Origin of the sequence: Streptomyces sp. NPDC058632, assembly GCF_042717095.1 — a bacterium.
Classification (GTDB): Bacteria; Actinomycetota; Actinomycetes; order Streptomycetales; family Streptomycetaceae; genus Streptomyces.
Map to the genome: position 1 here is coordinate 24684 of NZ_JBHXQZ010000036.1, position 23846 is coordinate 48529.

Annotated in this window: 20 protein-coding genes, 1 tRNA gene and 1 pseudogene; 14 read left to right on the plus strand and 8 right to left on the minus strand. The window is 71.4% G+C overall.

Going from position 1 to position 23846, the window contains the following annotated elements:
* Positions 1–7: 7 nt before the first annotated feature.
* The 3 genes from ACFWVE_RS16045 to ACFWVE_RS16055 form a co-directional block, all read right to left on the minus strand.
* On the minus strand, positions 8–1663 hold the full coding sequence (locus ACFWVE_RS16045) for a long-chain fatty acid--CoA ligase (protein WP_384013886.1): 1656 nt from the start codon (positions 1661–1663) through the stop codon (positions 8–10).
* Positions 1664–1799: 136 nt separating this feature from the next.
* A complete protein-coding gene (locus ACFWVE_RS16050) occupies positions 1800–2360 on the minus strand; it encodes a SigE family RNA polymerase sigma factor (RefSeq protein ID WP_384013784.1) in 561 nt (186 codons plus the stop codon).
* 656 nt (positions 2361–3016) lie between these two features.
* Entirely contained in the window at positions 3017–3343 is a 327-nt protein-coding gene (locus tag ACFWVE_RS16055; protein ID WP_384013787.1) for a hypothetical protein, read from the minus strand.
* 355 nt (positions 3344–3698) lie between these two features.
* Here ACFWVE_RS16055 and ACFWVE_RS16060 point away from each other — a divergent pair, with 355 nt between their 5' ends.
* From ACFWVE_RS16060 to ACFWVE_RS16070, 3 genes and pseudogenes are all read left to right on the plus strand, one after another.
* The gene (locus ACFWVE_RS16060) at positions 3699–4586 is read left to right on the plus strand and encodes a bifunctional DNA primase/polymerase (RefSeq protein ID WP_384013790.1); all 888 of its coding nucleotides are present in this window, start codon (positions 3699–3701) and stop codon (positions 4584–4586) included.
* 78 nt (positions 4587–4664) lie between these two features.
* Positions 4665–5094 (plus strand): annotated as a pseudogene (locus ACFWVE_RS16065) (hypothetical protein).
* Between the two features lie 40 nt (positions 5095–5134).
* Positions 5135–5686: a DinB family protein gene (locus tag ACFWVE_RS16070; protein ID WP_384013794.1), complete on the plus strand. Its 552-nt coding sequence runs from the start codon at positions 5135–5137 to the stop codon at positions 5684–5686.
* Positions 5687–5885: 199 nt separating this feature from the next.
* Here the strand turns inward: ACFWVE_RS16070 and ACFWVE_RS16075 are convergent, their stop codons facing one another.
* From ACFWVE_RS16075 to ACFWVE_RS16085, 3 genes are all read right to left on the minus strand, one after another.
* Positions 5886–6233, minus strand: coding sequence for a DUF1330 domain-containing protein (locus tag ACFWVE_RS16075; protein WP_384013797.1), 348 nt, complete (start codon positions 6231–6233; stop codon positions 5886–5888).
* A 223-nt stretch (positions 6234–6456) separates the two neighbouring features.
* Positions 6457–6543 (minus strand) — tRNA-Ser (locus ACFWVE_RS16080).
* A gap of 65 nt (positions 6544–6608) precedes the next feature.
* A complete protein-coding gene (locus ACFWVE_RS16085; RefSeq protein WP_384013800.1) occupies positions 6609–8180 on the minus strand; it encodes a S1C family serine protease in 1572 nt (523 codons plus the stop codon).
* 310 nt (positions 8181–8490) lie between these two features.
* On the opposite strand from ACFWVE_RS16085, the gene ACFWVE_RS16090 reads away from it, so the two are divergent.
* From ACFWVE_RS16090 to ACFWVE_RS16100, 3 genes are all read left to right on the plus strand, one after another.
* On the plus strand, positions 8491–9318 hold the full coding sequence (locus tag ACFWVE_RS16090) for a glycerophosphodiester phosphodiesterase (protein WP_384013802.1): 828 nt from the start codon (positions 8491–8493) through the stop codon (positions 9316–9318).
* Between the two features lie 163 nt (positions 9319–9481).
* Positions 9482–10129, plus strand: coding sequence for an ATP-binding protein (locus ACFWVE_RS16095; RefSeq protein WP_384013805.1), 648 nt, complete (start codon positions 9482–9484; stop codon positions 10127–10129).
* Positions 10130–10365: 236 nt separating this feature from the next.
* Positions 10366–11355 (plus strand): DUF5926 family protein, encoded by a 990-nt coding sequence (locus tag ACFWVE_RS16100; RefSeq protein ID WP_384013807.1) that lies wholly within the window; start codon positions 10366–10368, stop codon positions 11353–11355.
* Between the two features lie 488 nt (positions 11356–11843).
* Here ACFWVE_RS16100 and ACFWVE_RS16105 read toward each other — a convergent pair whose 3' ends face one another.
* Positions 11844–12509: a bifunctional DNA primase/polymerase gene (locus ACFWVE_RS16105; protein WP_384013810.1), complete on the minus strand. Its 666-nt coding sequence runs from the start codon at positions 12507–12509 to the stop codon at positions 11844–11846.
* A 643-nt stretch (positions 12510–13152) separates the two neighbouring features.
* Between ACFWVE_RS16105 and ACFWVE_RS16110 the strand changes: the two genes are divergently transcribed.
* Both ACFWVE_RS16110 and ACFWVE_RS16115 read left to right on the plus strand, forming a co-directional pair.
* Positions 13153–14580, plus strand: a complete 1428-nt coding sequence (locus ACFWVE_RS16110) for a PP2C family protein-serine/threonine phosphatase (RefSeq protein ID WP_384013813.1) — start codon at positions 13153–13155, stop codon at positions 14578–14580.
* 313 nt (positions 14581–14893) lie between these two features.
* Positions 14894–16414 carry an aminopeptidase P family protein gene (locus tag ACFWVE_RS16115; protein WP_384013816.1) on the plus strand — a complete coding sequence of 507 codons (1521 nt, stop codon included), beginning with the start codon at positions 14894–14896 and terminating at the stop codon, positions 16412–16414.
* Between the two features lie 181 nt (positions 16415–16595).
* On the opposite strand, the gene ACFWVE_RS16120 is transcribed toward ACFWVE_RS16115, so the two are convergent.
* The gene (locus tag ACFWVE_RS16120) at positions 16596–17060 is read right to left on the minus strand and encodes an ATP-binding protein (RefSeq protein ID WP_384013818.1); all 465 of its coding nucleotides are present in this window, start codon (positions 17058–17060) and stop codon (positions 16596–16598) included.
* A 220-nt stretch (positions 17061–17280) separates the two neighbouring features.
* Here ACFWVE_RS16120 and ACFWVE_RS16125 point away from each other — a divergent pair, with 220 nt between their 5' ends.
* From ACFWVE_RS16125 to efeB, 6 genes are all read left to right on the plus strand, one after another.
* The gene (locus ACFWVE_RS16125; protein ID WP_384013821.1) at positions 17281–18165 is read left to right on the plus strand and encodes a hypothetical protein; all 885 of its coding nucleotides are present in this window, start codon (positions 17281–17283) and stop codon (positions 18163–18165) included.
* 272 nt (positions 18166–18437) lie between these two features.
* Positions 18438–19187: a YcnI family protein gene (locus tag ACFWVE_RS16130; protein ID WP_384013823.1), complete on the plus strand. Its 750-nt coding sequence runs from the start codon at positions 18438–18440 to the stop codon at positions 19185–19187.
* Between the two features lie 91 nt (positions 19188–19278).
* Complete coding sequence (locus ACFWVE_RS16135; RefSeq protein ID WP_384013826.1) at positions 19279–19929, plus strand: SCO family protein; 651 nt, start codon at positions 19279–19281, stop codon at positions 19927–19929.
* 95 nt (positions 19930–20024) lie between these two features.
* A complete protein-coding gene (locus tag ACFWVE_RS16140; RefSeq protein ID WP_384013889.1) occupies positions 20025–20453 on the plus strand; it encodes a copper chaperone PCu(A)C in 429 nt (142 codons plus the stop codon).
* Positions 20454–20466: 13 nt separating this feature from the next.
* Positions 20467–22530, plus strand: a complete 2064-nt coding sequence (locus ACFWVE_RS16145; protein WP_384013829.1) for a copper resistance CopC/CopD family protein — start codon at positions 20467–20469, stop codon at positions 22528–22530.
* Positions 22531–22536: 6 nt separating this feature from the next.
* Positions 22537–23832 carry an iron uptake transporter deferrochelatase/peroxidase subunit gene (gene efeB, locus ACFWVE_RS16150; protein ID WP_384013832.1) on the plus strand — a complete coding sequence of 432 codons (1296 nt, stop codon included), beginning with the start codon at positions 22537–22539 and terminating at the stop codon, positions 23830–23832.
* Positions 23833–23846 lie beyond the last annotated feature (14 nt).

The window sequence follows — 23846 nt, forward strand, 5'->3', positions numbered from 1 at the left end:
GAGCGCGTCAGAGCTGGGTGATGTCCAGCGTGCCCTCGGCGTACTGCCTGCGCAGCACCTTCTTGTCGAACTTGCCGACGCTCGTCTTCGGCACCGCCTCGATCACCGTCCAGCGCTCGGGCAGCTGCCACTTGGCGATCCTGCCCTCGCCGGCGAGGAACTCGCGCAACGTGGTGAAGTCGGCGGTGGAGCCCTCCTTGAGGACGACGGTGGCCAGCGGGCGCTCGCCCCACTTGTCGTCCGGGACGGCGACGACGGCGGCCTCGGCGACGTCCGGGTGGGACATCAGAGCGTTCTCCAGATCGACGGAGGAGATCCACTCGCCGCCGGACTTGATGACGTCCTTGGCCCGGTCGGTGAGGGTGAGGAAACCGTCGGGCGAAATCGTGCCGACGTCCCCGGTCTTCAGCCAGCCGTCCTCGCTGAACTTGTCGGCAGGGCGCAGGGGTTCGGCGTCGGTGCCGTTGTAGTAGGCGCCGGCGATCCAGGAGCCGCGCACCTCCAGCTCGCCCGCGGACTCGCCGTCCCAGGGGAGGCGTTCGCCGCCGGGGCCGGTGAGCCGGGCCTCGACACCGGACGGGAAGCGGCCCTGGGTCAGGCGGTAGGCGAACTCCTCGTCGGTTCCCACGGCGTGGGCCGGCGGGCGGGCGATGGTGCCGAGCGGGGAGGTCTCCGTCATGCCCCAGGCGTGGCAGACCCGCATGCCCAGCTGGTCGAACGCCTCCATCAGGGAGGGCGGACAGGCCGAACCGCCGATGGTGACCTGGGTGAGGGAGGAGACGTCCCGCGGCTTGGCCAGCAGTTCGGCCAGCAGGCCCTGCCAGATGGTGGGGACGGCGGCGGCGTGGGTCGGACGCTCGCCCTCGATCATCTCGGCGAGCGGCACGGGCTGCAGGAAGCGGTCCGGCATCAGCATGTTGACGCCGGTCATGAAGGTGGCGTGCGGCAGACCCCAGGCGTTGACGTGGAACTGGGGTACCACCACCAACGAGGTGTCCTGGTCGGTCAGGCCCATCGACTCGGCCATGTTGACCTGCATCGAGTGCAGGTAGATCGAACGGTGGCTGTAGACCACGCCCTTGGGGTCCCCGGTCGTGCCCGACGTGTAGCACATGGCGGCGGCGGCACGCTCGTCCAGCTCGGGCCAGTCGTAGGCGGTGGGCTTCCCGGCGATCAGGTCCTCGTACTCGTGCACCCGCACCCGCGCCTGCGCCGCGGCGTCCGCCAGCGCGGAACGGTCCCCGGGACCGGACACGACGACGTGCTCCAGCGACTTCAGGTGCGGCAGCAGCGGAGCGAGCAGCGGGATCAGCGAACCGTTGACCAGGACCACCCGGTCGGCGGCGTGGTCGACGATCCACACGAGCTGCTCGGCCGGGAGGCGGAGGTTCAGGGTGTGGAGCACCGCGCCCATGGAGGGGATCGCGAAGTACGCCTCGACATGCTCGGCGTTGTTCCACATGAGGGTCGCGACCCGCTCGTCGCCGGTCACTCCGAGGTCGTCGCGCAGGGCGTGGGCCAGCTGCGCCGCGCGGGTGCCGATCTCCGCGTAGGAACGGCGGTGCGGCTCGCTCTCGCCGGTCCAGGTGGTCACCTGTGACGTGCCGTGGATCGTCGACCCATGGGCCAGGATCCTCGAGATCAGCAACGGTACGTCCTGCATGGTGCTCAGCACGGCGTCCTCCCGGGCGACATTGCCTACGCGGCGGTAACGGATGTGCTGATTCTGCGCACATACCGCGCGGTATGTCACTAGAGGAGCGGATGATCGATCACCTGTCACGAAACGACATTTCGGTTCAGGATCGAACAAGCCCCAGCTCAGCGTCGTCCCGCAGCTTGCCGAGCGCCCGCGACACGGCCGACTTCACCGTACCCACCGATACGCCGAGCACCTCGGCCGTCTGGACCTCGCTGAGGTCCTCGTAGTACCGCAGGACGACCATGGCGCGCTGCCGCGCGGGCAGCCGCATGATCGCCCGCCACATCGCGTCACGCAGCGCCTGCTGCTCGGCCGGGTCGTCGGCCGCGGACACCGGGTCCGGCTCGGGCAGTTCCTCACAGGCGAACTCGTCCACCTTCCGCTTGCGCCACTGCGACGTCCGGGTGTTCAGCAGCGCCCGGCGCACATACCCGTCGAGCGCACGGTGGTCCTCGATACGCTCCCAGGCGACGTACGTCTTGGCGAGCGCGGTCTGCAGCAGGTCCTCCGCGTCGCTCGGGTTCCCGGTCAGGGACCGGGCGGTACGCAGGAGCACCGGCTGGCGGGCCCTCATGTACGACGAGAACGACGGGTACGGGAGGGTCTGCGTCACTGGAGCAGCGGCGTTCGAAGCGCTGGTGCAGACGGGTGTGGTCATGGCTCAACGCTATGAGCGGGGCGCGTCCGGCGGATCGGCCGCAGGTCCCGAAGCCTCGTCCCTCTCAGGTTGTAGGGGTGGTGCCTGCTGCACCTCCTGAAGGTGGACGAGCGGTGCAGAGCCACTGCGGGTTCACCCCTGGGGGAAGCGCACAGGCACCCCGGGGCCCCACCCGTTGCCCAAAGGCTCTCCGACGCCCCTGGGAGCCCCGTCCCCTGAGCGCCGAGGTCGGGGCACGCCTGTGCCCTCCACCACGAGAGGCCGCCCCTCGTGCGACTTCACCGCGCTTCGAGCGCATCGGGCGCGCCAGACCCCCGGCGGCTCCCCGGCTCCTCCTTCGCCGCCGGCCTCCCGCTCACGCGGCCCCCTCGCCGTCCCCCACCGGCACCCCCTGCGCCCCCTGCGCCCCCTGCGCCCCCTGCGCCCCCTGCGCAATTTCGACTGGTCGTCAGGTACCACCTCCTGTCCACTCCCCTCACGCACGCACACACAGGCACAAGCACAGGCACAGGCACACCGACCGGCCCCCACCCGATCGACAGACCCGGCCCCGCGAGACGTGTGCGCGGCGGCGCCGAAGCGCCGACGTGCACACGCCCCGCACCCCACGAAGCACACCCCGCACAGGTCGTCAGAGGGCCGCCGGCCCTCTCACCTCACCACCACAGCGGAGTGAAGCTGATCGCCACGTTGTCGTTGCCCTGGTTGACGGCCGTGAACACGGAGCCGTTGACCTGGGCCGTGTTGCTCCGGTTCGAGGCGCCGGAACCGACGGCCTGCTGCTGCGAGGTGGCCGAGGTGCCGAAGTTGTCCCCGCCGACGCCGCTGCCGACCACGCCCGCCGTGGCACTCGCGGCCGTGGCGCTCGAACCGTCCTCCGCGAGAGCGCCGTTGTCCGCCGCCGCGACGCCGGTGAAGAGGGCTGCCGCCAGCGGAAGGGCGGAGACGGCGGCGATGACGCGGGCAGTACGGATGCTTGCCATGTTGTGTTTCCTCCAGAACCAAGGACGCACCGGCTCATGACCGTGTGTGCCCGATGTACGGCTGTCACCAGGGAGGTTGGCCGACCGCCCGGGCTGTACTCGACGTCGCAAGATCAGGATTGCCCACCGAATCGCTGCGAACCACCCCTGAAGCCATCATTCGCACGCAAGCGTGAGGACAAGTCGATAAACCCCTACTCGCCCCCTAATCCATCTCATCCACCCGACAAGGACACCCCCACACCAAGCCCCACAAGAGATAAAACGTTCCGGCACATTTCTCGCCGACCGCGCGAACCCGGCGCGCCATCCCCTCCCTCTTCCCTTAATCGAACATAGGTACGAAAATAGAGGCATGGCCACCACCGATCGGCAGGCCACGACGCTGGCCCTCGCACACGCCCTGTCCGCCGCCGAGCGCGGACTGGCCGTCATCCCCCTGTCCCGGACGAAACTCCCCGCACTGCGTTCTCCGCACCGCGACGAACCCGATCCCCACCCCGGTCCCGGCCCCGCCACCCGCTGCCGCGGCGAGTGCGGCCGCTTCGGGCACGGTGTCCACGACGCCTCCACCGACCCCACCCGTGTCCGCGAACTGTTCGCCGCCGCCCCCGGGGCCACCGGCTACGGCATCGCCTGCGGACTGCCCCCGCACCATCTGATCGGCGTCGACCTGGACACGAAGAGCAGCACCGACTCCTCCGCCGCCCTGCGCGAACTGGCCCTGCGCCACCTGTTCACGATCCCCGCCACGGTGGTCGTCCTGACCCCCAGTGGCGGCCGCCACCTGTGGCTCAGCGGACCGCCGGACGTCGTCGTCCCCAACTCCGCGAGCCGGCTCGCCCCCGGCATCGACATCCGGGGCGCCGGCGGTTACCTGGTCGGCCCGGGCTCCCGTACGGACCACGGCGCTTACACCGCTGCCCCGGGAACCGCGCGCCTCGCCCCCGCCGCGTGCCCGCCCGCCCTCCTGCGGCTCCTGCTGCCCCCGCCCCGCGCCCACCGCCCCACGCCCCCGGCGGCCGACGGTCACGGGCAGGGACTCGTCCAGTTCGTCCTCGCGGCGCACGAGGGCCAGCGCAACACCCGTCTGTTCTGGGCGGCCTGCCGCGCCTACGAGGAGGGCATCGGTCCCGCCCTGGTGGGCCCCCTGGTGGAGGCGGCCCTCCACACCGGCCTGACCGAACGCGAGGCCCGCGCGACGATCGCCTCGGCAGCCCGCATCACAGGCCACCACCCCTGACACCCACGCACAGCCCGCCCTCCCCGCCCCACGAAAAACCGGAAGCCCCGGACACACCACCGCCCTAGAGTGCCGACCATGTCACTCACGCGCGTCGTCCTCGCCTCAGGCCGCTCGGTCGACCTCTCCGAGCTGCGGATGTCGTCGACGTACGGCGGCATGCTCGAGGGCTGCCCCTGCAAGCCCTCGACGACCGGAAGATCACCTCGGCACTGCGGTCCGCCGAAGACGCCTTCCCCGGAACCCCGGTCCACCTGGTTCCGCCCCGCGCGAGCACCCCGACCAGTACGCAGGCGCCTTCGGCCCCATGGAGGTCGTCCCCGCCGTGACGTGCCCGGGCCACTTCCGCTCCGAGGCCCTCGGCCCGGCCCACGACCGCGCCCTGTACCGCTCCCGCCTCACCGTCGTCCGGTTCCAGCCGGCCGCCCACGTGCCGTCCGGACGTGGCACGGAGCCCGCACTGCAGGAGGTGTCCTGGGAGCAACTGGCCGAGGACGAGGAGATCTGACCGCACGCCCCGCACACCCACACCCCTGGAAAGCCCCCGAATGAGCGCCCACACCCCTGTCCCTGTCCCTGTCTCCCGAACAGAACTGCTGCGCTGGCAGTTCGAACTGACCTGGTCCCTGTTCGAGTACCACCTGGAGCGACTGGAGCCGGACGACTTCCTGTGGGAGCCCACCGTCCACTGCTGGACGATGCACCGTTCCCCCGACGGCACCTGGGCCCCGGACTGGGCGGAGACCGAGCCCGACCCCGTCCCCGTCCCCGTCCCCACCATCGCCTGGGTCAGCTGGCACATCGGCTGGTGGTGGAGTGTGACCCTGGACCACACACGCGGGCGCCGGCCCCGGGAGCGGACCGACGTCACCTGGCCCGGCGAGGGAGCTCCGACCGTCCAGTGGCTGCGCGGCCTGCGGACGGAGTGGCTCGCGACCCTGGACGGCATCACCGACACCGACCTGGACACCACCGCACCCTTCCCGTGGCCGGACGACCCGGCGTACACCCTGGCCCACACGATCGCCTGGGTGAACACCGAACTCCTGAAGAACGCAACAGAAATAGGCCAACTCCGCCTGCTACGAGCGGCCTCCTGACCACAGCATGGCCGCACGTGCTGCAGACCGGACCTACGCAGGCATTGATCCGAGCGGAGGCGGTGGGATTCGAAACCCACGGTGACACCGCTGCCACGGCGGTTTCAAGAGGGACGGCGCCCGTTGGCTTGCCCCGGTCATGTGAGACTCCGCCGCTCTCGCTTCGTCGTCTGCCGCTGGACTCGGCTGAGCCCGAGGGCTACTCGGCCGGCAGGGCCTCCCGCATCGCCTTCACGACGGCAGTCGGGTCGTAGCCCTCGGAGACGCCTTCGACCAGGATGATGTCGCCCTCGATGTGCCGAGAGCGCAGCGGTGCGATCTCCCGGTATGCGGGGGAGTCCCACCAGGCCCGCGCCTCGGCGATCCCGGGGAAGCCGATCATCACGAGGTGCCCGGGCCAGCTGCCTTCCTTCACCTCGTGCTGCGTGGCGTGCACGAGGTAGCGGCCGCCGTGCGGCTCGAAGGTGGCGGGGAGTCGCTCGATGTACTCGGCGATCTCCGGGTGCGGGGCGGCCTCTTGCAGGTGAGCTATGGCGTAGGCGGGCATGACGTCCTTCCGGTCGGTCGAGCTCCGTACGCCGAGAGCCTGTCATGCCGACGCACCGGGGTCGATGACCTGACGGGTAAGCGCATCCCGCGGCACGCACCGACGGCGCACATGCCCCCGCCTGCCCGACCGGGCGGGACCCACGGGGAACAGCGGTCGGGCGCGGGACATGGGAACGAGAGCGGCCCCCGACCGTTCATCCCGGTCAGAGGCCACTCACGTGCGGAGGCGGTGGGATTTGAACCCACGGTGACATCGCTGCCACGACGGTTTTCAAGACCGTTCCCTTAGGCCGCTCGGGCACACCTCCCCGCGCTCGCCGGGTGATCGGCGACGCGGGGACAAGGGTAACGGGTCGGTGCGGGCGGGGTGGGGTCAGCTGTCGCCGACGCGGGAGCCCAGTGTGAGTTCCGTGGTCTGCTCCTTGCCGCCGCGCTCGTAGGTGAGGGTGACCTCGTCGCCCGGCTTGTGGGTCCAGATCTCGCCGATCAGGGTCGGGCCGGAGTCGATGACGCGGTCGTCGAGCTTGGTGATGACGTCACCGGGCCGCAGGCCGGCCTGGTCGGCGGGACCGTCGGGATCGACCGCCTCGGAGCCGCCGGCGCCCTGTTCGGTGATCTTCGCCCCGCCCGTGCCTTCCTCCAGGGAGACCGACGCGCCGATCTTGGCGTACACCGGCTTGCCCGTCTTGATCAGCTCCTGGGCGACGTACTTCGCCTGGTTGATCGGGATGGCGAAGCCCAGGCCGATGGAACCGGACTGGCCGGTGCCGAAGCCGCCGTTGCTGGTGGACTGGATGGCGGAGTTGATGCCGATGACATTGCCCTGGGCGTCCAGCAGCGGTCCGCCGGAGTTGCCCGGGTTGATCGAGGCGTCGGTCTGCAGGGCGCTCATGTACGAAGCCTGGCTGCCGGTGCCGTCGCTGGAGGCCACCGGGCGGTTCTTCGCGCTGATGATGCCGGTCGTCACCGTGTTGGACAGGCCGAACGGAGCGCCGATGGCGATCGTCGAGTCACCGACGGCGACCTTGTCGGAGTCTCCCAGCGTGAGGGGCTTCAGGTTCGAGGGGGCGTTCCTCAATTTGATGACCGCGACGTCGTAACCCTGGGCGTTGCCGACCACCTCGGCGTCGTACTTCTTGCCGTCCGGGAAGGTCACCGCGACCTTGCCGCCGTCCACGGCGTCCGCCACCACGTGGTTGTTGGTGACGATGTGCCCCTGGGTGTCGAACACGAATCCCGTGCCGGTCCCGCCCTCACCGCTGCTGCTCTCCGCCTCGATGGTGACCGTACTCGGCAGCGCCGTGGCGGCCACGCCCGCGACCGTGCCCGGGTCGCGCTTGACGTTGCCGCCGCTGGTGGACGACGAGACGGTCGTCGAGCCGTTGCTGTCGTTGTTCTTGGCCAGCGTGTAGCCGAGGCCGCCGCCCAGGCCGCCCGCGACCAGCGCGGCCAGCAGCACCGTGGCGATCAGGCGGCCGCGCCTGCCGCCCTTCTTCGGCGCCGGCGGCTGCTGGTAGGAAGAGCCCCAGCCGTCCGCGCCGTGACCTGCGCCGCCGCCGTACGACGGGGTGCCCGGCGCCGGTGGCGGGGGCCAGGAGGCGTCGGGCGAGGAGGGAGCTCCCGGCGGAGGGCCGGACGGGGGCTGGTCCTGGGCGCCGTAACCTCCCTGGCCGATGGGGGCAGCCTGAGCGGTATGTCCGGCCGGTTCGCCGTATCCGCCACGGTCGCCATCGCCGTATGCCGGGTACTGCGACGAGCCGTGGCCCTGCGCCGTCCCCGGCGCGTTCGGCGGGACCGGGGGCAGGGGGGTCGTCGGGCTGCCCCCGTCCGGAGCCTGGCGCTGCGGATGCGCCTGAGCAGCGGGAGCCTCCACCGGCGTGGGTGGTACGGACGGGGCCGGAGGTGCCGATGCGCCCTCGCTTGTGCCCTCGTTCTCGGTGCTCACAGCTCTCTCTCCTCGATCCACGGCTGTTGTTCCAGGTCGCACTCGGTCACACTCATCCACGCTCGTTCACGCATGTCGACGAGTCCGGCGCGCTTCAGCTGTGCATGTCTCTTTGTATGACGTCAGCTTTTCCCATGGGCCGTCAGGGCACCATAAGCCGTTCCTGTGGGTGCGAGACCCTCCCTTATATAGGGCATTACTCACTAAGGGTGCACCATCCCCATGTCTTCGGTCGGACCTCCACGTCGCCCGGACCTTCGGCACCCACGCGACCGCACAGGTACCCCCTACGCGATGGCACCATGACGCGGTGACCCATGCACGTCAGCGTCCGACCCAAGTCGTCGCCCACCGCGGAGCCTCCGAGGACGCGCCCGAGCACACCCTGGCCGCGTATCGCAAGGCGATCGAGGACGGTGCGGACGCGCTCGAATGCGATGTACGCCTGACCGCGGACGGTCATCTCGTCTGCGTTCACGACCGTCGCGTCAACCGTACGTCCAACGGCCGCGGTGCGGTGTCGGCACTGGAACTCTCCGATCTGTCCACCCTGGACTTCGGCTCCTGGAAGACGCGCGCGCCGCTCGGGGGACGGGTCGAGGAGCCCGACTGGGAGTACGGACCGGAGGACCGGGAAGCGACCTCCGTCCTCACCCTGGAGCGACTGCTGGAGCTTGTCTCCGACGCCGGCCGCCGGGTGGAGCTGGCCGTCGAGACCAAGCACCCCACGCGGTGGGCGGGACAGGTGGAGGAGCGGCTGCTGCTCCTGCTGAAGAGGTTCGGCCTGGACACCCCCGGCTCCCCTGAAGAGTCACCGGTACGCGTGATGAGCTTCTCCGCACGGTCGCTGCACCGTGTGCGCGCCGCCTCGCCCACCCTGCCGACGGTCCACCTCATGCAGTTCGTCTCGCCCCGCCTGCGCGAGGGGCGGCTGCCGGAAGGGGTGCCGATCGCGGGCCCCTCGATCCGGATCGTCCGCAGCCACCCCGCGTACATCGAGCGCCTGAAGCAGTCCGGCCACCAGGTACACGTGTGGACCGTGAACGATCCCCAGGACGTGGACGCCTGTGTCGGTCTCGGGGTCGACGCCATCATCACCAACCGCCCCCGCGCGGTGCTCGACCAGCTCGGCCGCTGAGCGGCACGGGGTGGACCAGCCAGGCAGCCGTGCTGTCCGTGCAGGGCTCTTGACCGCAGGGCCCTCCTCACTCCATCCTCACATCTCGGCCACATCGACGAAATCCAGCCACTTGGTTACGGGGAGTGCTCCGGCGCATTCGGTACGTGCCCAGTTGTTTCGAGTGCGTCACCGCACATGGATGGGCCGGTTTCCGGTTCGGGCCCATGGGGCATTCACACCGTGGCGTGGGGCGAAGGAGGTCTCGGGGGTGGCGTTGGTGGTGGCACAGGAGGTGCCCACGTCGTCGAGCATGGCCGTACCCCATGGCCCTGCGGGCGTGGGGAAGGCGAGGCGCTGCATGCGCCTGCAGTTGCGCGACGGCGGCGTGGCGGACACGGTCATCGACGATGCCGTACTGATCCTTTCCGAACTGCTGAGCAACGCGTGCAAGCACGGCAGACCCCTGGGTGACGCCCTGGCCGGGGACGGCGACGTCCGCGCGGCCTGGCAGGTGGATCCCCGCGGCCGGCTCATCGTGGAGGTCACCGATGGCGGAGGCCCGACCCGGCCCGCCCCGGCGACCCCGTCGGTCACCGCGCACGGCGGCCGGGGGCTGAACATCATCACGGCCCTGGCCGACGACTGGGGCGTACGCGACGAGGTGCCGGGCGAGGTCACGGTATGGGTCGTCGTCCACGACGACGTGTACGACCCGGACGCCGGACACCGGCGCGACGACTTCGCCACGCGCGTGACGGCCCCCACGGTGACCGGGATGCCCGAGATGTCCGGCCTGGAGTTCGCGGACGCCTTCGACCGCCTCGACTGACCGGCGCACGCGCCCGGGGCCCCGGGAACACCCTCGCGTGGTCGTCCGCCGTCGGCCGCGAGGCCACCGCTGCCAGCCGTCTCGCGGTGTCCTCGCGGCCGCTTCGCAGGCCCCGGTCCCGTACTGCTCGCGTGTCGTCCACAGGCGGCGCGTTGTCCACAGGGTCCCTTCGGCCGCGTCGTGAACGACTAGGCTCCCGCCCGTACGAGACGAGCCGTAACCGGGAGACACCCACGATGGCCAAGAAGCGCCCTCAGACCAAGGCCAAGCGCCCGCAGCTCACGGACGGAGCCCGCGCCGCAGGCGCTGACGGGAACTTTCCGGTCGTCGGCGCCCGCGAGCCCTGCCCCTGCGGCAGCGGTCGCCGCTACAAGGCCTGCCACGGCCGTGCCGCCGCACACGCCGTGACCGAACTGGTGCAGCGCCCGTTCGAGGGACTTCCGGGCGAGTGCGACTGGGTGGCGCTGCGCGAACTGGTGCCGGCGGCCACCGTCGAACTGCCCCTCAAGGGCGGCCTGCCCGACGGCGTCCCGTCGGTCACCCTGGCCACCGTGCTGCCGATGGCCTGGCCCGCACTGCGCCGTGACGACGGTTCGGTCCTCCTCGGCCTGCAGAACGACACCTCGTCCGGTGACATCAGTCGCGATCTCGCCGACACCCTCCAGCGGGCGCTCACCGCCACTCCGGGCACCCCGGTGCAGGCCCGCCGTGCTCCGGCCGAGGGGCCCCGGCTGCAGGATCTCCTCGACCCCGAGGGCGCGTTCGAGCCGGTGGTGCACAGCGGCTTCGAGTTCTGGGTCCCCGACCCGGAGAACGCCGCCCCGGACGTGACCGCCTCCCTGGAGCGGGCCAACGCGGCGGCCATCCCGACCGTCAAGCTCTCGGGCGTGGACTCCGCGTACTGGTGCGAGACGCCCGAGAAGAACCATCTGCGGTGGGTCATGCCGCATCCCGAGGAGCAGCTTCTGGACGCCTTGGCGCGGCTGCACGCCGCAGGCCGCTCCTCCCTCGGCGAGGGGACCCGTCTCGTGGGCTCCTTCCGCGCTCACGGACTCACCGTCCCGGTCTGGGACCTGCCCAGCGGGGTCGGCGCCGAGGACATGGAGAAGCCTGCGGCCGAGTTCGCCGAGCGCCTCGCCGCGGCCCTGGCCACCGACGCCCCGCTCACCGGCGACGAGCGCCGCGCACGCGGCGGCCTGACCAACCGCCAGGTCACCCTCAGCTGAGGCACAAGCACACTTCCCGGTCGCGCTGCCTGGCCCGCCCGTACGACCGCCCGGTCCGCATGACCGGCTTCGCCCACAACTCCCGGTGGAGACAAGCCAGTCGGTGACCGGAAAAGCTGAGATCGAATTTGCTAACAGCCGATCTCTTGTTACCGTTCCAGTAGCCCGGTTGCTGGTGCATCCCCCGTCGCCAGCAACCGGGTCTTTGCTTGACCGCGCTTCTCCACAGAACGCGGTCGCGCGTCAACCACCGGTTCCCATGGGACGGTTTCTCCCGGAACTCAGGTCGGCAGCGCGACAGGGGCCGACGGCCCCCGTCCGGCCCGGTCGGCGAACTCGGCGGCTGCGCGACCAGCGCGTGCGGTGCCGCGAGAGGCCATCCCCCACTGGGGCTCCGGCGGAGACAGTGGAAACCATGGGGCCGGCCAGGCCGCCGGATGCCGCGCGCGGCGACAGGGAGTACCGGACGCCGCGCGCGTCGGCAGCCACTACAGCTCGGGCGCGCTCACACCCGTACCGGTGAGGGCCTCGACCACGGCGTCCACAACGGCCTCGACATCCGGTACCCAGGGCGAGGCCGAGCCGGGCAGCGGCGCGCGCTCCCAGCGGACATCGCCCAGGCCGGTGGCGGACGGGGGCAGGGCGAGATAGCCGCCTTCGCCGTGGAAGCGGAGCGAGCCCGGGACGAAGTCCTTGGCGTACAGCAGCTCGCCCAGCTGCTCCAGGGAGTACGGCTTGACCAGGATCGCCCAACGGTCCGCCGAGGCGACGACCGGGCCGAGCCGCATGCCGAGCCGGTCGAGGACGCCCAGGGCGCGGGCGGCCGGCACGGCGGGCAGGGAGACCGCGCAAGGTGCCCTGCCCCCGGTGGCCAGGACGACGGGCGCCGTGGGCCGGTTGCCCCACCACCAGCGCACCATGCGCGCGTCGGTGGTGGCGGCGAGGAGCCCGGGGTCGAAGGGATGGGCGCCCGGCACTGTGCATTCGGGGTCCGGGCAGCCGCAGCGGGACCCGCCCTGCGGGTCCGTCGCCACACCCGGGAGTACCGGCCACTGCCAGTCCGAGGCGAAGGTCAGGGCCGCTTCGATCAGCTGGGGCCCGCTGTCGCCTCGCTGGGACAGGAGCCTGCGTCGCCTTCCGAGGATCTCGCGCATGAGCGCTCGTTCCTTTCCGTTGCACGCCTGGCAACACCGTGGTCCACATCACAACATGTGTCGATCACCGCACTGTGCGTACCTACTGTGCGTACCTGTTGGCGCATCACACCCCTGCACCGGGCAGGGGGAGCCCCACGGGCCGAACAAGGACTGCCTCCGCGGCCGTACCACCCATACTGCGTCGATCGGAAGCACGGGGGTGGCGTAGGGGTGGCGAAGTCTGGCGTTTACCGTCGCGCGTGTTTCTCTCCGCCTCCGCCACGGGAGGATGGGGCACGGTCGTCGGTGGTTAAGACGCCCGGGTCCGTCACCAGGTTCCCGGGTGATTCCCAACCACCCCTGGCCTTCTCCGAGTGCGTACCCATCACGACCGCTGTGACGCTCCGTCGAGCGAGCCCAGTCGACCGCAATCAGCCTCCCCCTGAGGCAGTTTCAAGCCAAGTTCCCTTTTCGGCAAGAGGGCGGGAGCGAAGTCTTCCGGACTCCCTCCGACCTCGCGGACACCACTAATCCCAGCAGGACAATGCTGGACATCTCCTCACGAGAACGTGTACATGTGGAGACACTGCCGGCGACGCAGAATGACATGGGGGTTTGCGATGCTTTTGAGCAGTTTGTACCGGCATGAAAGCCGGACGCCATGAACGCCCCGCACCCTCCGAAAGTGGCTGGAATCGATTCGACGGTTCCGGCCCCCGCACACACTGTCGCGTCCGTAGCCACGAGTACCTCTCCGGCCGCCCCGGCAAACCCCCAGAACGCACCGGGTGTGCTCCTGCAGGACCGACTCGCGGGATGGGTCTCCGACCTCACGACCCTCCATGAGCTGACCGAGCACCTGGCCCGCACGAGCTCCCTCGACGAGGCGCTCCAGGAGCTGCTGCGCGCCGGCGCCGCCCTGGTGGGCGCCCGGCGCGGTCTCGTCGTCCTGGAACCCGCCGACGGTCACGGACCGGACACCATGATCGGTCTCGGCCTGGCCCGTGCGGATCTCGGCCACATCGAGACGATCCCGCGCAGCGCGGTGCCGTACGGCAGGATCCTCGAGGGACTGCCCGGTACCGACGACGGCGTCGCCGTGCCCGACCTGCTCGCCGAGAAAGGGCTCGACCCCCGCCACCGCGAGGTCGCCGCCCGCCTCGGCTACGCCGCGAGCTACACGCTGCCCCTCGCCCCCGGGGCCGGCACGGACGCCGCGCGGACAGCGGAGGCAGCGCGTCGCCTGGGCGCCGCGGTGTGGCTCTACGACGAACCCGCCGAGCCGTCGGAACGCCAGCGGCACCTCGTCGGCCTCTACGCCCGCTACGCCGCCGAGCATCTCGCCCGCCTCCTGGAACTCGAGCGCACGCGTGCGTCCATGGCCACCATGTCCGAGGAGCTCCTCCCCTCGCGCCTGCCCCGGATCCCCGGCGTCCAGCTCGCCGCCCGGCACCGCACCTCCCCGCACGGCGGCGGGGACTGGTACGACGCGCTGCCACTGCCGGACGCCGCCCTCGGCCTCGCCGTGGGGTCGGTCACCGGGGCCGGACCGAGCGCGGTCGCCGCGATGGGGCGGCTGCGGGCATCCCTGCGCGCCTACGCCGTGATGGAGGGCGAGGACCCGGTCGCCGTCCTGTCCGACCTGGAACTGCTGCTGAGGCTCACCGAACCCGCCCGGTCGGCCACCGCGCTGTTCGGCTACTGCGAACCCGCGCTGCGCAGGGTCACGCTGGCCGGTGCCGGGCACAGCCCGCCGCTGTTGCTCGGCGAGCGCCGTACGGAGTTCGTGGAGACGTCGGTCTCGGCCCCCCTGGGCATGCTCGCCTGCTGGGAGGCGCCGAGCGTGGAGGTTCACGTGGAACCGGGAGAGACGGTTCTGCTCTACACCGACGGGCTGCTGCACCGCACCGGTGACCCCACCGACCGCGCCTTCGCGCGGCTGCACGCGGCTGCGGCCGGAGTGCCCCAGGCGCTGCGCCGCGACCCGGGCGCGATCGCCGACCACGTTCTGCGCACCGTGCTGCCCGAGGGCGTGCAGACGACGGACTCCACGGAGGACGTCGTCCTGCTGGCCGCGCGGTTCGAATAGCCGCCCCGTGCGGGGCCGGGCCGGGGCGGGGCGGGAAGGAGACGATGCCGGGCAGGCGGGAACCGGAGAGGCAGGAAGGTGCCGGTTCGCGGTACTGGTCCACGGCCGGCTCGATGCCCGTATCTGCGCTTGCGCCCCTTCCCTTGTCCGCTCCCGTACCCGCTCCTTTGCCCGTTTCCGTCGCCCTCCGCGCGCCCTTGGTAACAGGCCCTTCCCCCGGTGACCGTTTCGCCGGTAACCGTACGATGGGGAAGGTCCCCCGGCTCGGACGCAACCGACACCCTGGGGGAGGTCCAGAGCCTTATCGAGGAGGATGACCGCTGTGGCAGAAGAGTTCCCGACCGCGTTCGACAAGACCGCCGGGACGACAGGCCCCGAAGGTCCCGAAGCCACGGCGGGTCCCGAGACTGCCGAGGAAGAGCCCGTCAAGCAGCGCAAGAACGGCCTCTACCCCGGCGTGTCCGACGAGTTGGCCGAGAACATGAAGAGCGGCTGGGCCGACACCGAGCTGCGCGACCTCGAGCCGATCCCCCAGGCCACGGAGACCGCCGCCCGCCGCGCCGCGCTGTCCGCGCGTTTCCCGGGCGAGCGCCTGGTCGTCCCCGCGGGCAACCTGAAGACGCGGTCCAACGACACCGAGTACGCCTTCCGCGCATCGGTCGAGTACACGTACCTCACCGGCAACCAGACCGAGGACGGCGTCCTCGTCCTGGAGCCGACGGCCGACGGCCACCAGGAGACGATCTACCTCCTCCCGCGCTCGAACCGCGAGAACGGCGAGTTCTGGCTGGACGGCCAGGGCGAGCTGTGGGTCGGCCGCCGCCTCTCCCTCACCGAGGCCGAGAAGCGGTACGGCATCCCCGCCGCCGACGTGCGCGAGCTGGCCGGCGCCCTGCGCGAGGCCACCGGCCCGGTGCGCGTCGTGCGGGGCCACGACGCCGGCATCGAGACGGCGCTGACCGACAAGGTCACCGCCGAGCGCGACGAGGAGCTGCGGGTCTTCCTCTCCGAGGCTCGGCTGGTCAAGGACGCCTTCGAGATCGGCGAGCTGCAGAAGGCCGTCGACTCCACGGCGCGCGGCTTCGAGGACGTCGTGAAGGTCCTCGACAAGGCCGAGGCCACCAGCGAGCGCTACATCGAGGGCACGTTCTTCCTGCGCGCACGGGTCGAGGGCAACGACGTCGGCTACGGCTCCATCTGTGCCGCCGGCCCGCACGCCACCACCCTGCACTGGGTGCGCAACGACGGCCCGGTCCGCTCCGGCGACCTGCTGCTGCTCGACGCCGGCGTGGAGACGCACACGTACTACACGGCGGACATCACGCGCACGCTGCCGGTCGACGGCACGTACAGCACGCTGCAGAAGAAGATCTACGACGCCGTGTACGACGCCCAGGAGGCCGGTATCGCGGCCGTGAAGCCCGGCGCCAAGTACCGCGACTTCCACGACGCCGCCCAGCGGGTCCTGGCCGAGCGGCTCGTCGAGTGGGGTCTGGTCGAGGGCCCGGTGGAGCGGGTGCTGGAGCTGGGTCTGCAGCGCCGCTGGACGCTGCACGGCACCGGCCACATGCTCGGCCTGGACGTCCACGACTGCGCCGCCGCGCGCACCGAGACGTACGTCGACGGCACCCTGGAGCCGGGCATGGTGCTCACGGTCGAACCGGGCCTGTACTTCCAGGCCGACGACCTGACCGTCCCCGAGGAGTACCGGGGCATCGGCGTCCGCATCGAGGACGACATCCTGGTGACCGAGGGCGGCAACCGGAACCTCTCCGCCGCGCTGCCCAGGCGGTCGGACGAGGTCGAGGCGTGGATGGCGGCCCTCAAGGGCTGATCACGGCTCGAGGGCTCTCGAAGGGCTCTCAAGGACTCCCAAGGGGCTGATGAACCGCTCGAGCGGCCGCTCGACGAGCCGATGTTCGCACGTCGCACTGCGGCCGGGCGCCCGGGAGGGGCGCCCGGCCGCAGTGCGACGGGGTTGGTGCGATCGGGTTCGGTGCGATCGGGTGGTGGGGTCACACCGCCATCAGCGGCGCGCCCTTCCGCCATTTGAGGATCTTGTCGAAACTCACCACGGCGCCGCCCCGGTCGGGCTTGTTGCCGATGTGGACGTGGTCGGCGAGTTCCTGGATGAGACCGAGGCCACGGCCGTGCTCCGCGTCGGAGGGCGCGGGGCGGACCGGCGGGTGGGCGCGGCCACCGGCCACGGCGGGAAAGCCGGGACCCGCGTCGGCGACCTCGATACGGCACTTCTCGCCCTCGAGGTAGGCGGTCACCCGGTACGCCTCCGCGAATCCGCCCCGGACGGTGCCCCCACCGTGCTCGACGGCGTTCGCACAGGCCTCCGTGAGGGCGACGGAGAGATCGTAGGAGATGTCGGGGTCGACGCCCGCGGTCTCCATCGCGCCGAGAAGAAGGCGACGCGCGAGCGGCACGCTCGCAGCATCACGGCGCAGATGGAGTGACCACCAGATGCTCATGCTCCAGCCTCCCGGCCGCGGCTCGACATACCGTTACCTATTGCCCTGCGTACACGCTTGTAAGCGTCCCGCTGACGTGATAACCCCCATACGGCGGGTGCATCATGGGGCCGACCGGTGTATGTGGGACGTCCCGCCACAGAGGCGACCTTCCGGCCGTAGCTCTCCTTGCGGACCTGCCGTACGGCAGCCGGAGGCCCAGTGCGATGATGAGCCCGCCATGACTGCCCCCCACCCGCACACGATGCGCTCCGGACGCGGGCTCCGGATGCCGCGGGCCGCGGTGTTCGCCGCGGTCTGTGTCGTGCTGGCCGGGGCAGGTCACACACTCGCCTCCCACGCCGCCGTTCCGCTGTGGACGCTGGGCGTCGGGTTCCTCGGGACGTTCGTGGCCGCGCTGCCGCTCGCCGGACGTGCGCGGTCCCTGCCCGGCGTCGCCACCCTGCTGGCGGTCGGCCAGGCGGTGCTGCACACCGTGTTCGGCATCGGCCAGCACGGCGCCACGGCCACCGCGAACGTGTCGTCGGCCGCGTCGCCCTCCGTGACCGGGTCCGTGTCCGACGCCTCGCTGATCGAGCAGGCGGCCCGGCTGATGTGCGGTGCCGGCACGGCGGCCATCAGCCCCGCGCAGGCTCAGCGCATCCTCACCGACGCCCGGATCCACCCCGGCACGACCGGCACGGAGAGCACGGTCGGCGGGACCCACGCGGGGCACGCCCAAGAGGGCGCCCTGTCCCTGGCCGCTGACCCCTCGACCGCGGGCTCGGTGGTGCCGCTGCTGCCGTCCCTGCCGATGCTGCTCGTGCACGTCCTCGCGGCGCTCGCCACCGGCTGGCTGCTGCGCCGCGGCGACCTGGCGTTGCTGCGGCTCACCGAACTGTCGGCGCACGGAGTCGCCGAGGGCGCCCTCGTACGGTCCCTCCGCGCGGCGCTCGCTCTGGTGCTTGCCCTGCGCGCGGGTCTCCCGGGGGCTCCGCGGGTGGCCCCGCGCCGGCTGCACACCGCACCGCCCGTACCGCCCACGCCCCGGATCACCGCACTCCAGCACACGGTGATCCGCCGGGGTCCGCCCCCGGCCGGTACCGCACTCGCCCTCGCCGCCTGACGCGGCCGGGCCACCACTCCGCCACCGCCGGACCTCCGGACGGGAGAGGGGCGCCGGCGTGCGGCACGGCACGCGCGTGTGCGTCCGCCTTCCCGCGCACTTCCCGCGCACTTCCCGCGCACTTCCCGCTTGCTTCCCGCTTGCTTCGCCCGTACTTCTTCCGCACGAGCGAGCCGTCTGCGGCCCCGGCCGCCGACGACCGGCGGGGACGTACGCCCGTACGCGGATCCCTCACCGTCAGCGAAACCCAACTGAAGCGGAGTGCTTCTGCCATGAAGACTTCCCGTATCGCCGCCGTCGGCGCTGTCGCCGGTGTCGCCGTCCTCACCTTGTCCGCCCCCGCCTTCGCGCACGTCAGCGTGCAGCCCGAGGGCGAGGCGGCCAAGGGCGGTTACGCGGTCGTGGACTTCAAGGTCCCCAACGAGCGCGACAACGCGTCGACGACCAAGCTCGAGGTGACGTTCCCCACCGACCACCCGCTGGCCTCCGTGATGCCGCAGCCGGTCGACGGCTGGGACATCAAGGTCACCAAGTCCAAGCTGGACAAGCCGCTGGAGATGCACGGCAAGAAGATCGACGAGGCCGTCACCAAGGTCACCTGGACCGCGGGCGATGACAACGGCGGCATCGAGCCGGGCTTCTTCCAGAAGTTCCCGGTGTCCGTCGGCACCTTGCCCGAGGACGCCGACGAACTGGTCTTCAAGGCGCTGCAGACATACTCCAACAAGGAGGTCGTCCGCTGGATCGAGGTGCCGCAGGAGGGCCAGGAGGAGCCCGACTTCCCGGCCCCCGTGCTCACCCTGGCCGAGGCCTCCGCCGACGGTCACGCGCACGGTGCGTCGGACGGCGAGGCCGACGAGAAGGCCGAGAACACCTCCGCGGAGAGCACCACGGCGGCCGGCTCCGACGACGCGGACGGCGCGGACACCACCGCCCGAATCCTGGGCATCGTCGGCATCGTGGTCGGCGCCGCGGGCGTCGCCTACGGCGTACTCGCCGGACGCCGACGCGCCGACGCCTGAGCCCTCCCCTGTTCAACGGCGCGCGCCAGGGCCGTCCACGGCCCCGTGGAGCCCCGGTGCGCGCCGGAGCACCTACCTTCTGGACCTCATCATGCGCAAGAAGACCCTCGCGGCGGCGGCCCTGCTCGCCGCCGCCACCCTGACCCTCTCCGCCTGCGGCAGCGGCGACAGCGACAACCCCATCGCCATGGTCTCCGAGGAGGCCGGTGCGGAGAAGGCCGCCACAGCCCTCGACAATCCGTTCGAGAAGCCGGACCTCGTCCTCACCGACACGCAGGGCAAGGAGTACGACTTCCGCGCGGAGACCGCCGGCAAGCCCACGCTGGTCTACTTCGGCTACACGCACTGCCCCGACGTCTGCCCGCTGACCATGAACAACCTCGCGGTGGCCAAGAAGCAGCTGCCCCAGGACCAGCAGGACGAACTGCGGATCGTGTTCGTCACCACCGACCCCGAGCGGGACACCTCCGCCGCGCTCGGCAAGTGGCTCAAGGGCATCGACTCCCAGGTCGTCGGTCTGACCGGCGACTTCGACACGATCCAGGCCGGCGCCCGCACCCTCGGCATCTCGATCGACGCGCCGCGCAAGGACGACAAGGGCCAGGTCGTCTCAGACCACGGCACCCAGGTCATCGCCTTCTCCCCGAAGACCGACGGCGGCTACCTCCTCTACGGCGAGGACGCCACCGTCGAGGACTACACCGCGGACCTCCCCAAGATCATCAAGGGTGAGAACCCGTGAACCGGCTTGCGGGGAAACGGCTCGCGGAAAGGCAGCCGCCTGCGAGACAGCTCCTCGGGAGGCCGCACGGCCTCGCGGTGGTGGTCCTCGCCGGGATGCTGACCCTGGCCGGCTGTGGCGGCTCGGACCCGGACGACTCGGGCTCGGGCGGCGAGGCGGACCTGTCCGTCGGCTCCGCATACATGCCGCAGCCGGTGTCGGACATGGCGGCCGGCTTTCTCGTCATCAGCAACAAGGGCGGCGCGGCCGACCAGCTGACCTCGGTCAGCAGTGACGCCGCCGGCCACGTCACCGTGCACGAGACCGTCGACGGGGCCATGCAGGAGGTCGACGCGCTCGACATCCCGGCCCACGGCAGCCTCGTCCTCGAGAGCGGCGGCAATCATCTGATGTTCGAGCAGCTGAAACGGCAGCCGAAACAGGGTCAGAAGGTCTCCGTCGAGCTGCGCTTCGCCCACTCCGACCCCGTCACGGTCGAGATTCCGGTGAAGCCCGCCACCTACACCCCGAAGCACGGACACTGAGGGAGAAACCCCTGTGACCCAGACCATCGCCCCCCGCGTCCGGATCCTGGTGCTGCTGTTCCTGGCCGTCACCGGCGCGCTCCTGGCCGGGGCCGCTCCCGCCTCCGCGCACGCCGCGCTGACCGGCAGCGATCCCCGGCAGGGGGCGGTGGTCGACAAGGCCCCCGCCCAGGTCTCGCTCACCTTCTCCGAACCGGTCGCGGTGAGCGACGACGCCCTGCGCGTCCTCGACCCCAAGGGCGAGCGGGTCGACAAGGGCGACCCGGCCGACGCGAGCGGCACCACATACACCGTGCGGCTGCTCGGTGGGCTGCCCGACGGCACCTACACCGTCACCTACCAGGTGGTCTCCGCGGACAGCCATCCCGTCGCCGGCGCCTTCACCTTCTCCGTCGGGGCCCCCTCGGAGACCTCCGTCGAGGCCACCGCCCAGGCCTCCGACGACGGACTGGTCGGCTCGCTGTACGGCATCGGGCGGTACCTGTCGTACGCCGGGTTCGTGATCATGGTCGGCGGAGCCGCCTTCGTGCTCGCCTGCTGGCGGCGCGGCTCCGGCGTACGGGCGGTACAGCGGCTGGTCGTCTCCGGGTGGCTCACACTCACCGCGGCCACCCTCGCACTGCTGCTCCTACGCGGCTCCTACACGAGCTCCGGGAAGGTCGCCGACGTCTTCGACCTGACGCTGCTCAGCGAGGTACTGCAGACCAAGACCGGCGCGGCTCTCGTGTCACGGCTGCTGCTGCTCGCCGCGGCGGCCCTGTTCATCGCGGTGCTCTTCGGCGCCGCCCAGTACCAGCGGAACGACGAGGAGAAGCGGGACCTGTCCTTCGGGCTCGCGATCGGCGGGACGGTCGTGGCGGCCGGGCTCGCCGCGAGCTGGGCCATGTCCGAGCACGCCTCCCAGGGACTCCAGCCGGGCATCGCGATGCCGGTCGACGTCGTCCACCTGCTGGCCGTCGCCGCCTGGCTCGGCGGGCTTACCGCCCTGCTCGTCGCGCTCTACCGGGCCCCTGCCGACACCGCGGTCGACGCGGCCGCCGTCCGGCGGTTCTCGCGGCTCGCGTTCAGCAGTGTGGTCGCGCTGGTCGTCACCGGGATCTACCAGAGCTGGCGGCAGCTCGGCTCCTGGTCGGCCTTCACCGACACCCGGTACGGGCAGTTGCTGCTCGCCAAGATCGGGCTCGTGGTGGTCATGGTCGGGATCGCGTACGCCTCCCGCCGGTGGACGGCGCGGCTGGCGGAGCCCGGCGCGTCGGTGGCACTCCGGGAGGGGCCGAAGGAAACCGTGGCGGCGGTGCCGGCCGCGAAGGGCGGGGCGGCAGCCGGGAAGGGCGGTGCCGGGGCGACCGGTACGGAGAAGGGCGACACCGACACCGACACCGACACCGACACCGAGGCGGAACGGGAGAAGGCCGCGGACGACACGGGGCCTGCCGAGGTTCGTTCGGAGGAGTCCGGTGCCGGGGCGGAGGCCGGCGTGGACTCCGCGCGGGCCGTGCAACTCGCCCGGCAGCGGGCCGCCGTGGCGACCGCCCGGCAGAAGCGGCTGCGGGATTCCGACCCGAACCGCTTCGGGCTGCGTCGCTCCGTGCTCGCCGAGGCCGGTATCGCCGTCGTCCTGCTCGCGGTCACCACCGTGCTGACGCAGACCGAGCCGGGGCGTACGGAGCAGGAGGCCGCGTCGGCCGCCTCGTCGTCCTCGGCCACGTCGTCGCCCTCGTCCGCCCAGGGAACCGGTGCGTTGACCCTGAACATGCCGTTCGACACCGGCGGCGAGGACGGCAAGGGCGTCGTCACCGTCGACCTGGACCCCGCACGGGTGGGCGGCAACGACATGCACGTCTATGTGGAGCGGACCGACGGCAAGGCCTTCGACGTCCCCGAGCTCAAAGTCGCCTTCACCCTCGACGCGAAGGACGTCGGACCGCTGCCCGTCGTCCCCGACCACCTCGCCACCGGACACTGGTCGGCGAGCGGAGTACAGATCCCCGTGGCAGGAGACTGGACGGTCGAGGTGACCGTACGGACCTCCGACATCGACCAGGTGACCGTCTCCAAGAACGCACAGATCGGCTGAACCACCATGGCTGACCAGTCCATTCCGGAGGCCCGCACCACTGCGGCGCCAGAACCCCGGGGAGGCACCGCCGCGCCCGCCGACCGGGAGGGCATCTCCCGGCGCCGTCTGCTCGGCACCGCCGGAGCCACCGGGATCGTGCTCGGTGCCGCGGGCGGTGCGGTGGGCTACGCCGCCGCCGCACCCGCCGAAGCCACCCCGCTGACCTCCGTGGGCGAGGGCCGGGCAGTGTTTCACGGGAAACATCAGCCCGGCATCACCGACGGGCTCCCGGCCCGCGGCCATCTCATCGCCTTCGACCTCGCGCCGGGCGCCGGGCGCAAGGAAGCGGCTGCCCTGCTGCGCCGCTGGTCGGACACGGCCCGGCGGCTCATGGCAGGCGAGCCGAGCGCCGATGGGGACACCGGTGTGGCCCAGGACGCCGGGCCCTCCTCGCTGACCCTCACCTTCGGCTTCGGCCACAGCTTCTTCGCCCGTACCGGACTGGAGAAGCAGCGTCCGGTGGCCCTGGACCCGCTGCCCGACTTCTCCTCCGACCACCTCGACAAGACCCGCAGCAACGGCGACCTGTGGGTGCAGATCGGTGCCCATGACGCCCTGGTCGCCTTCCACGCACTGCGCGCCGTGCAGAGGGACGCCGGTTCCGCGGCCAGGGTGCGCTGGCAGATGAACGGGTTCAACCGCTCACCCGGCGCCACCGCCCGCCCGATGACCGCACGCAACCTGATGGGCCAGATCGACGGCACCCGTAACCCCAAGCCCTCCGAATCCGACTTCGACCAGCGGGTCTTCGTACCGGCGAACGGTGACCCCGCCTGGATGGCGCACGGCTCCTACGTGGTCGTCCGCCGTATCCGCATGTTGCTCGACGACTGGGAGAAGCTCGCGGTCAGGGAGCAGGAGGCCGTCGTCGGACGCCGCAAGTCCGACGGGGCGCCGCTGTCCGGAGGCACCGAGACGTCCGAGATGGACCTGGAGAAGACGGACTCCACGGGCAATCCGGTGGTCCCCATCAACGCCCACGCCCGGATCACCCGCCCCGACCAGAACGGCGGCGCGGCGATGCTCCGGCGACCCCTCTCGTACCACGACGGCATGGACGCGGACGGCGCGCCCGACGCGGGTCTGCTGTTCGTCTGCTGGCAGGCCGACCCGCTGCGCGGCTTCGTGCCGGTGCAGCGCAAACTCGACCGGGGCGACGCGCTGACGCCGTTCCTCCGGCACGAGGCGAGCGGACTGTTCGCGGTGCCGGGCGGCGCGGCGGAGGGCGAGTATGTGGGGCAGCGGCTGCTGGAGGGCTGAGGCCCCTCGTGTCA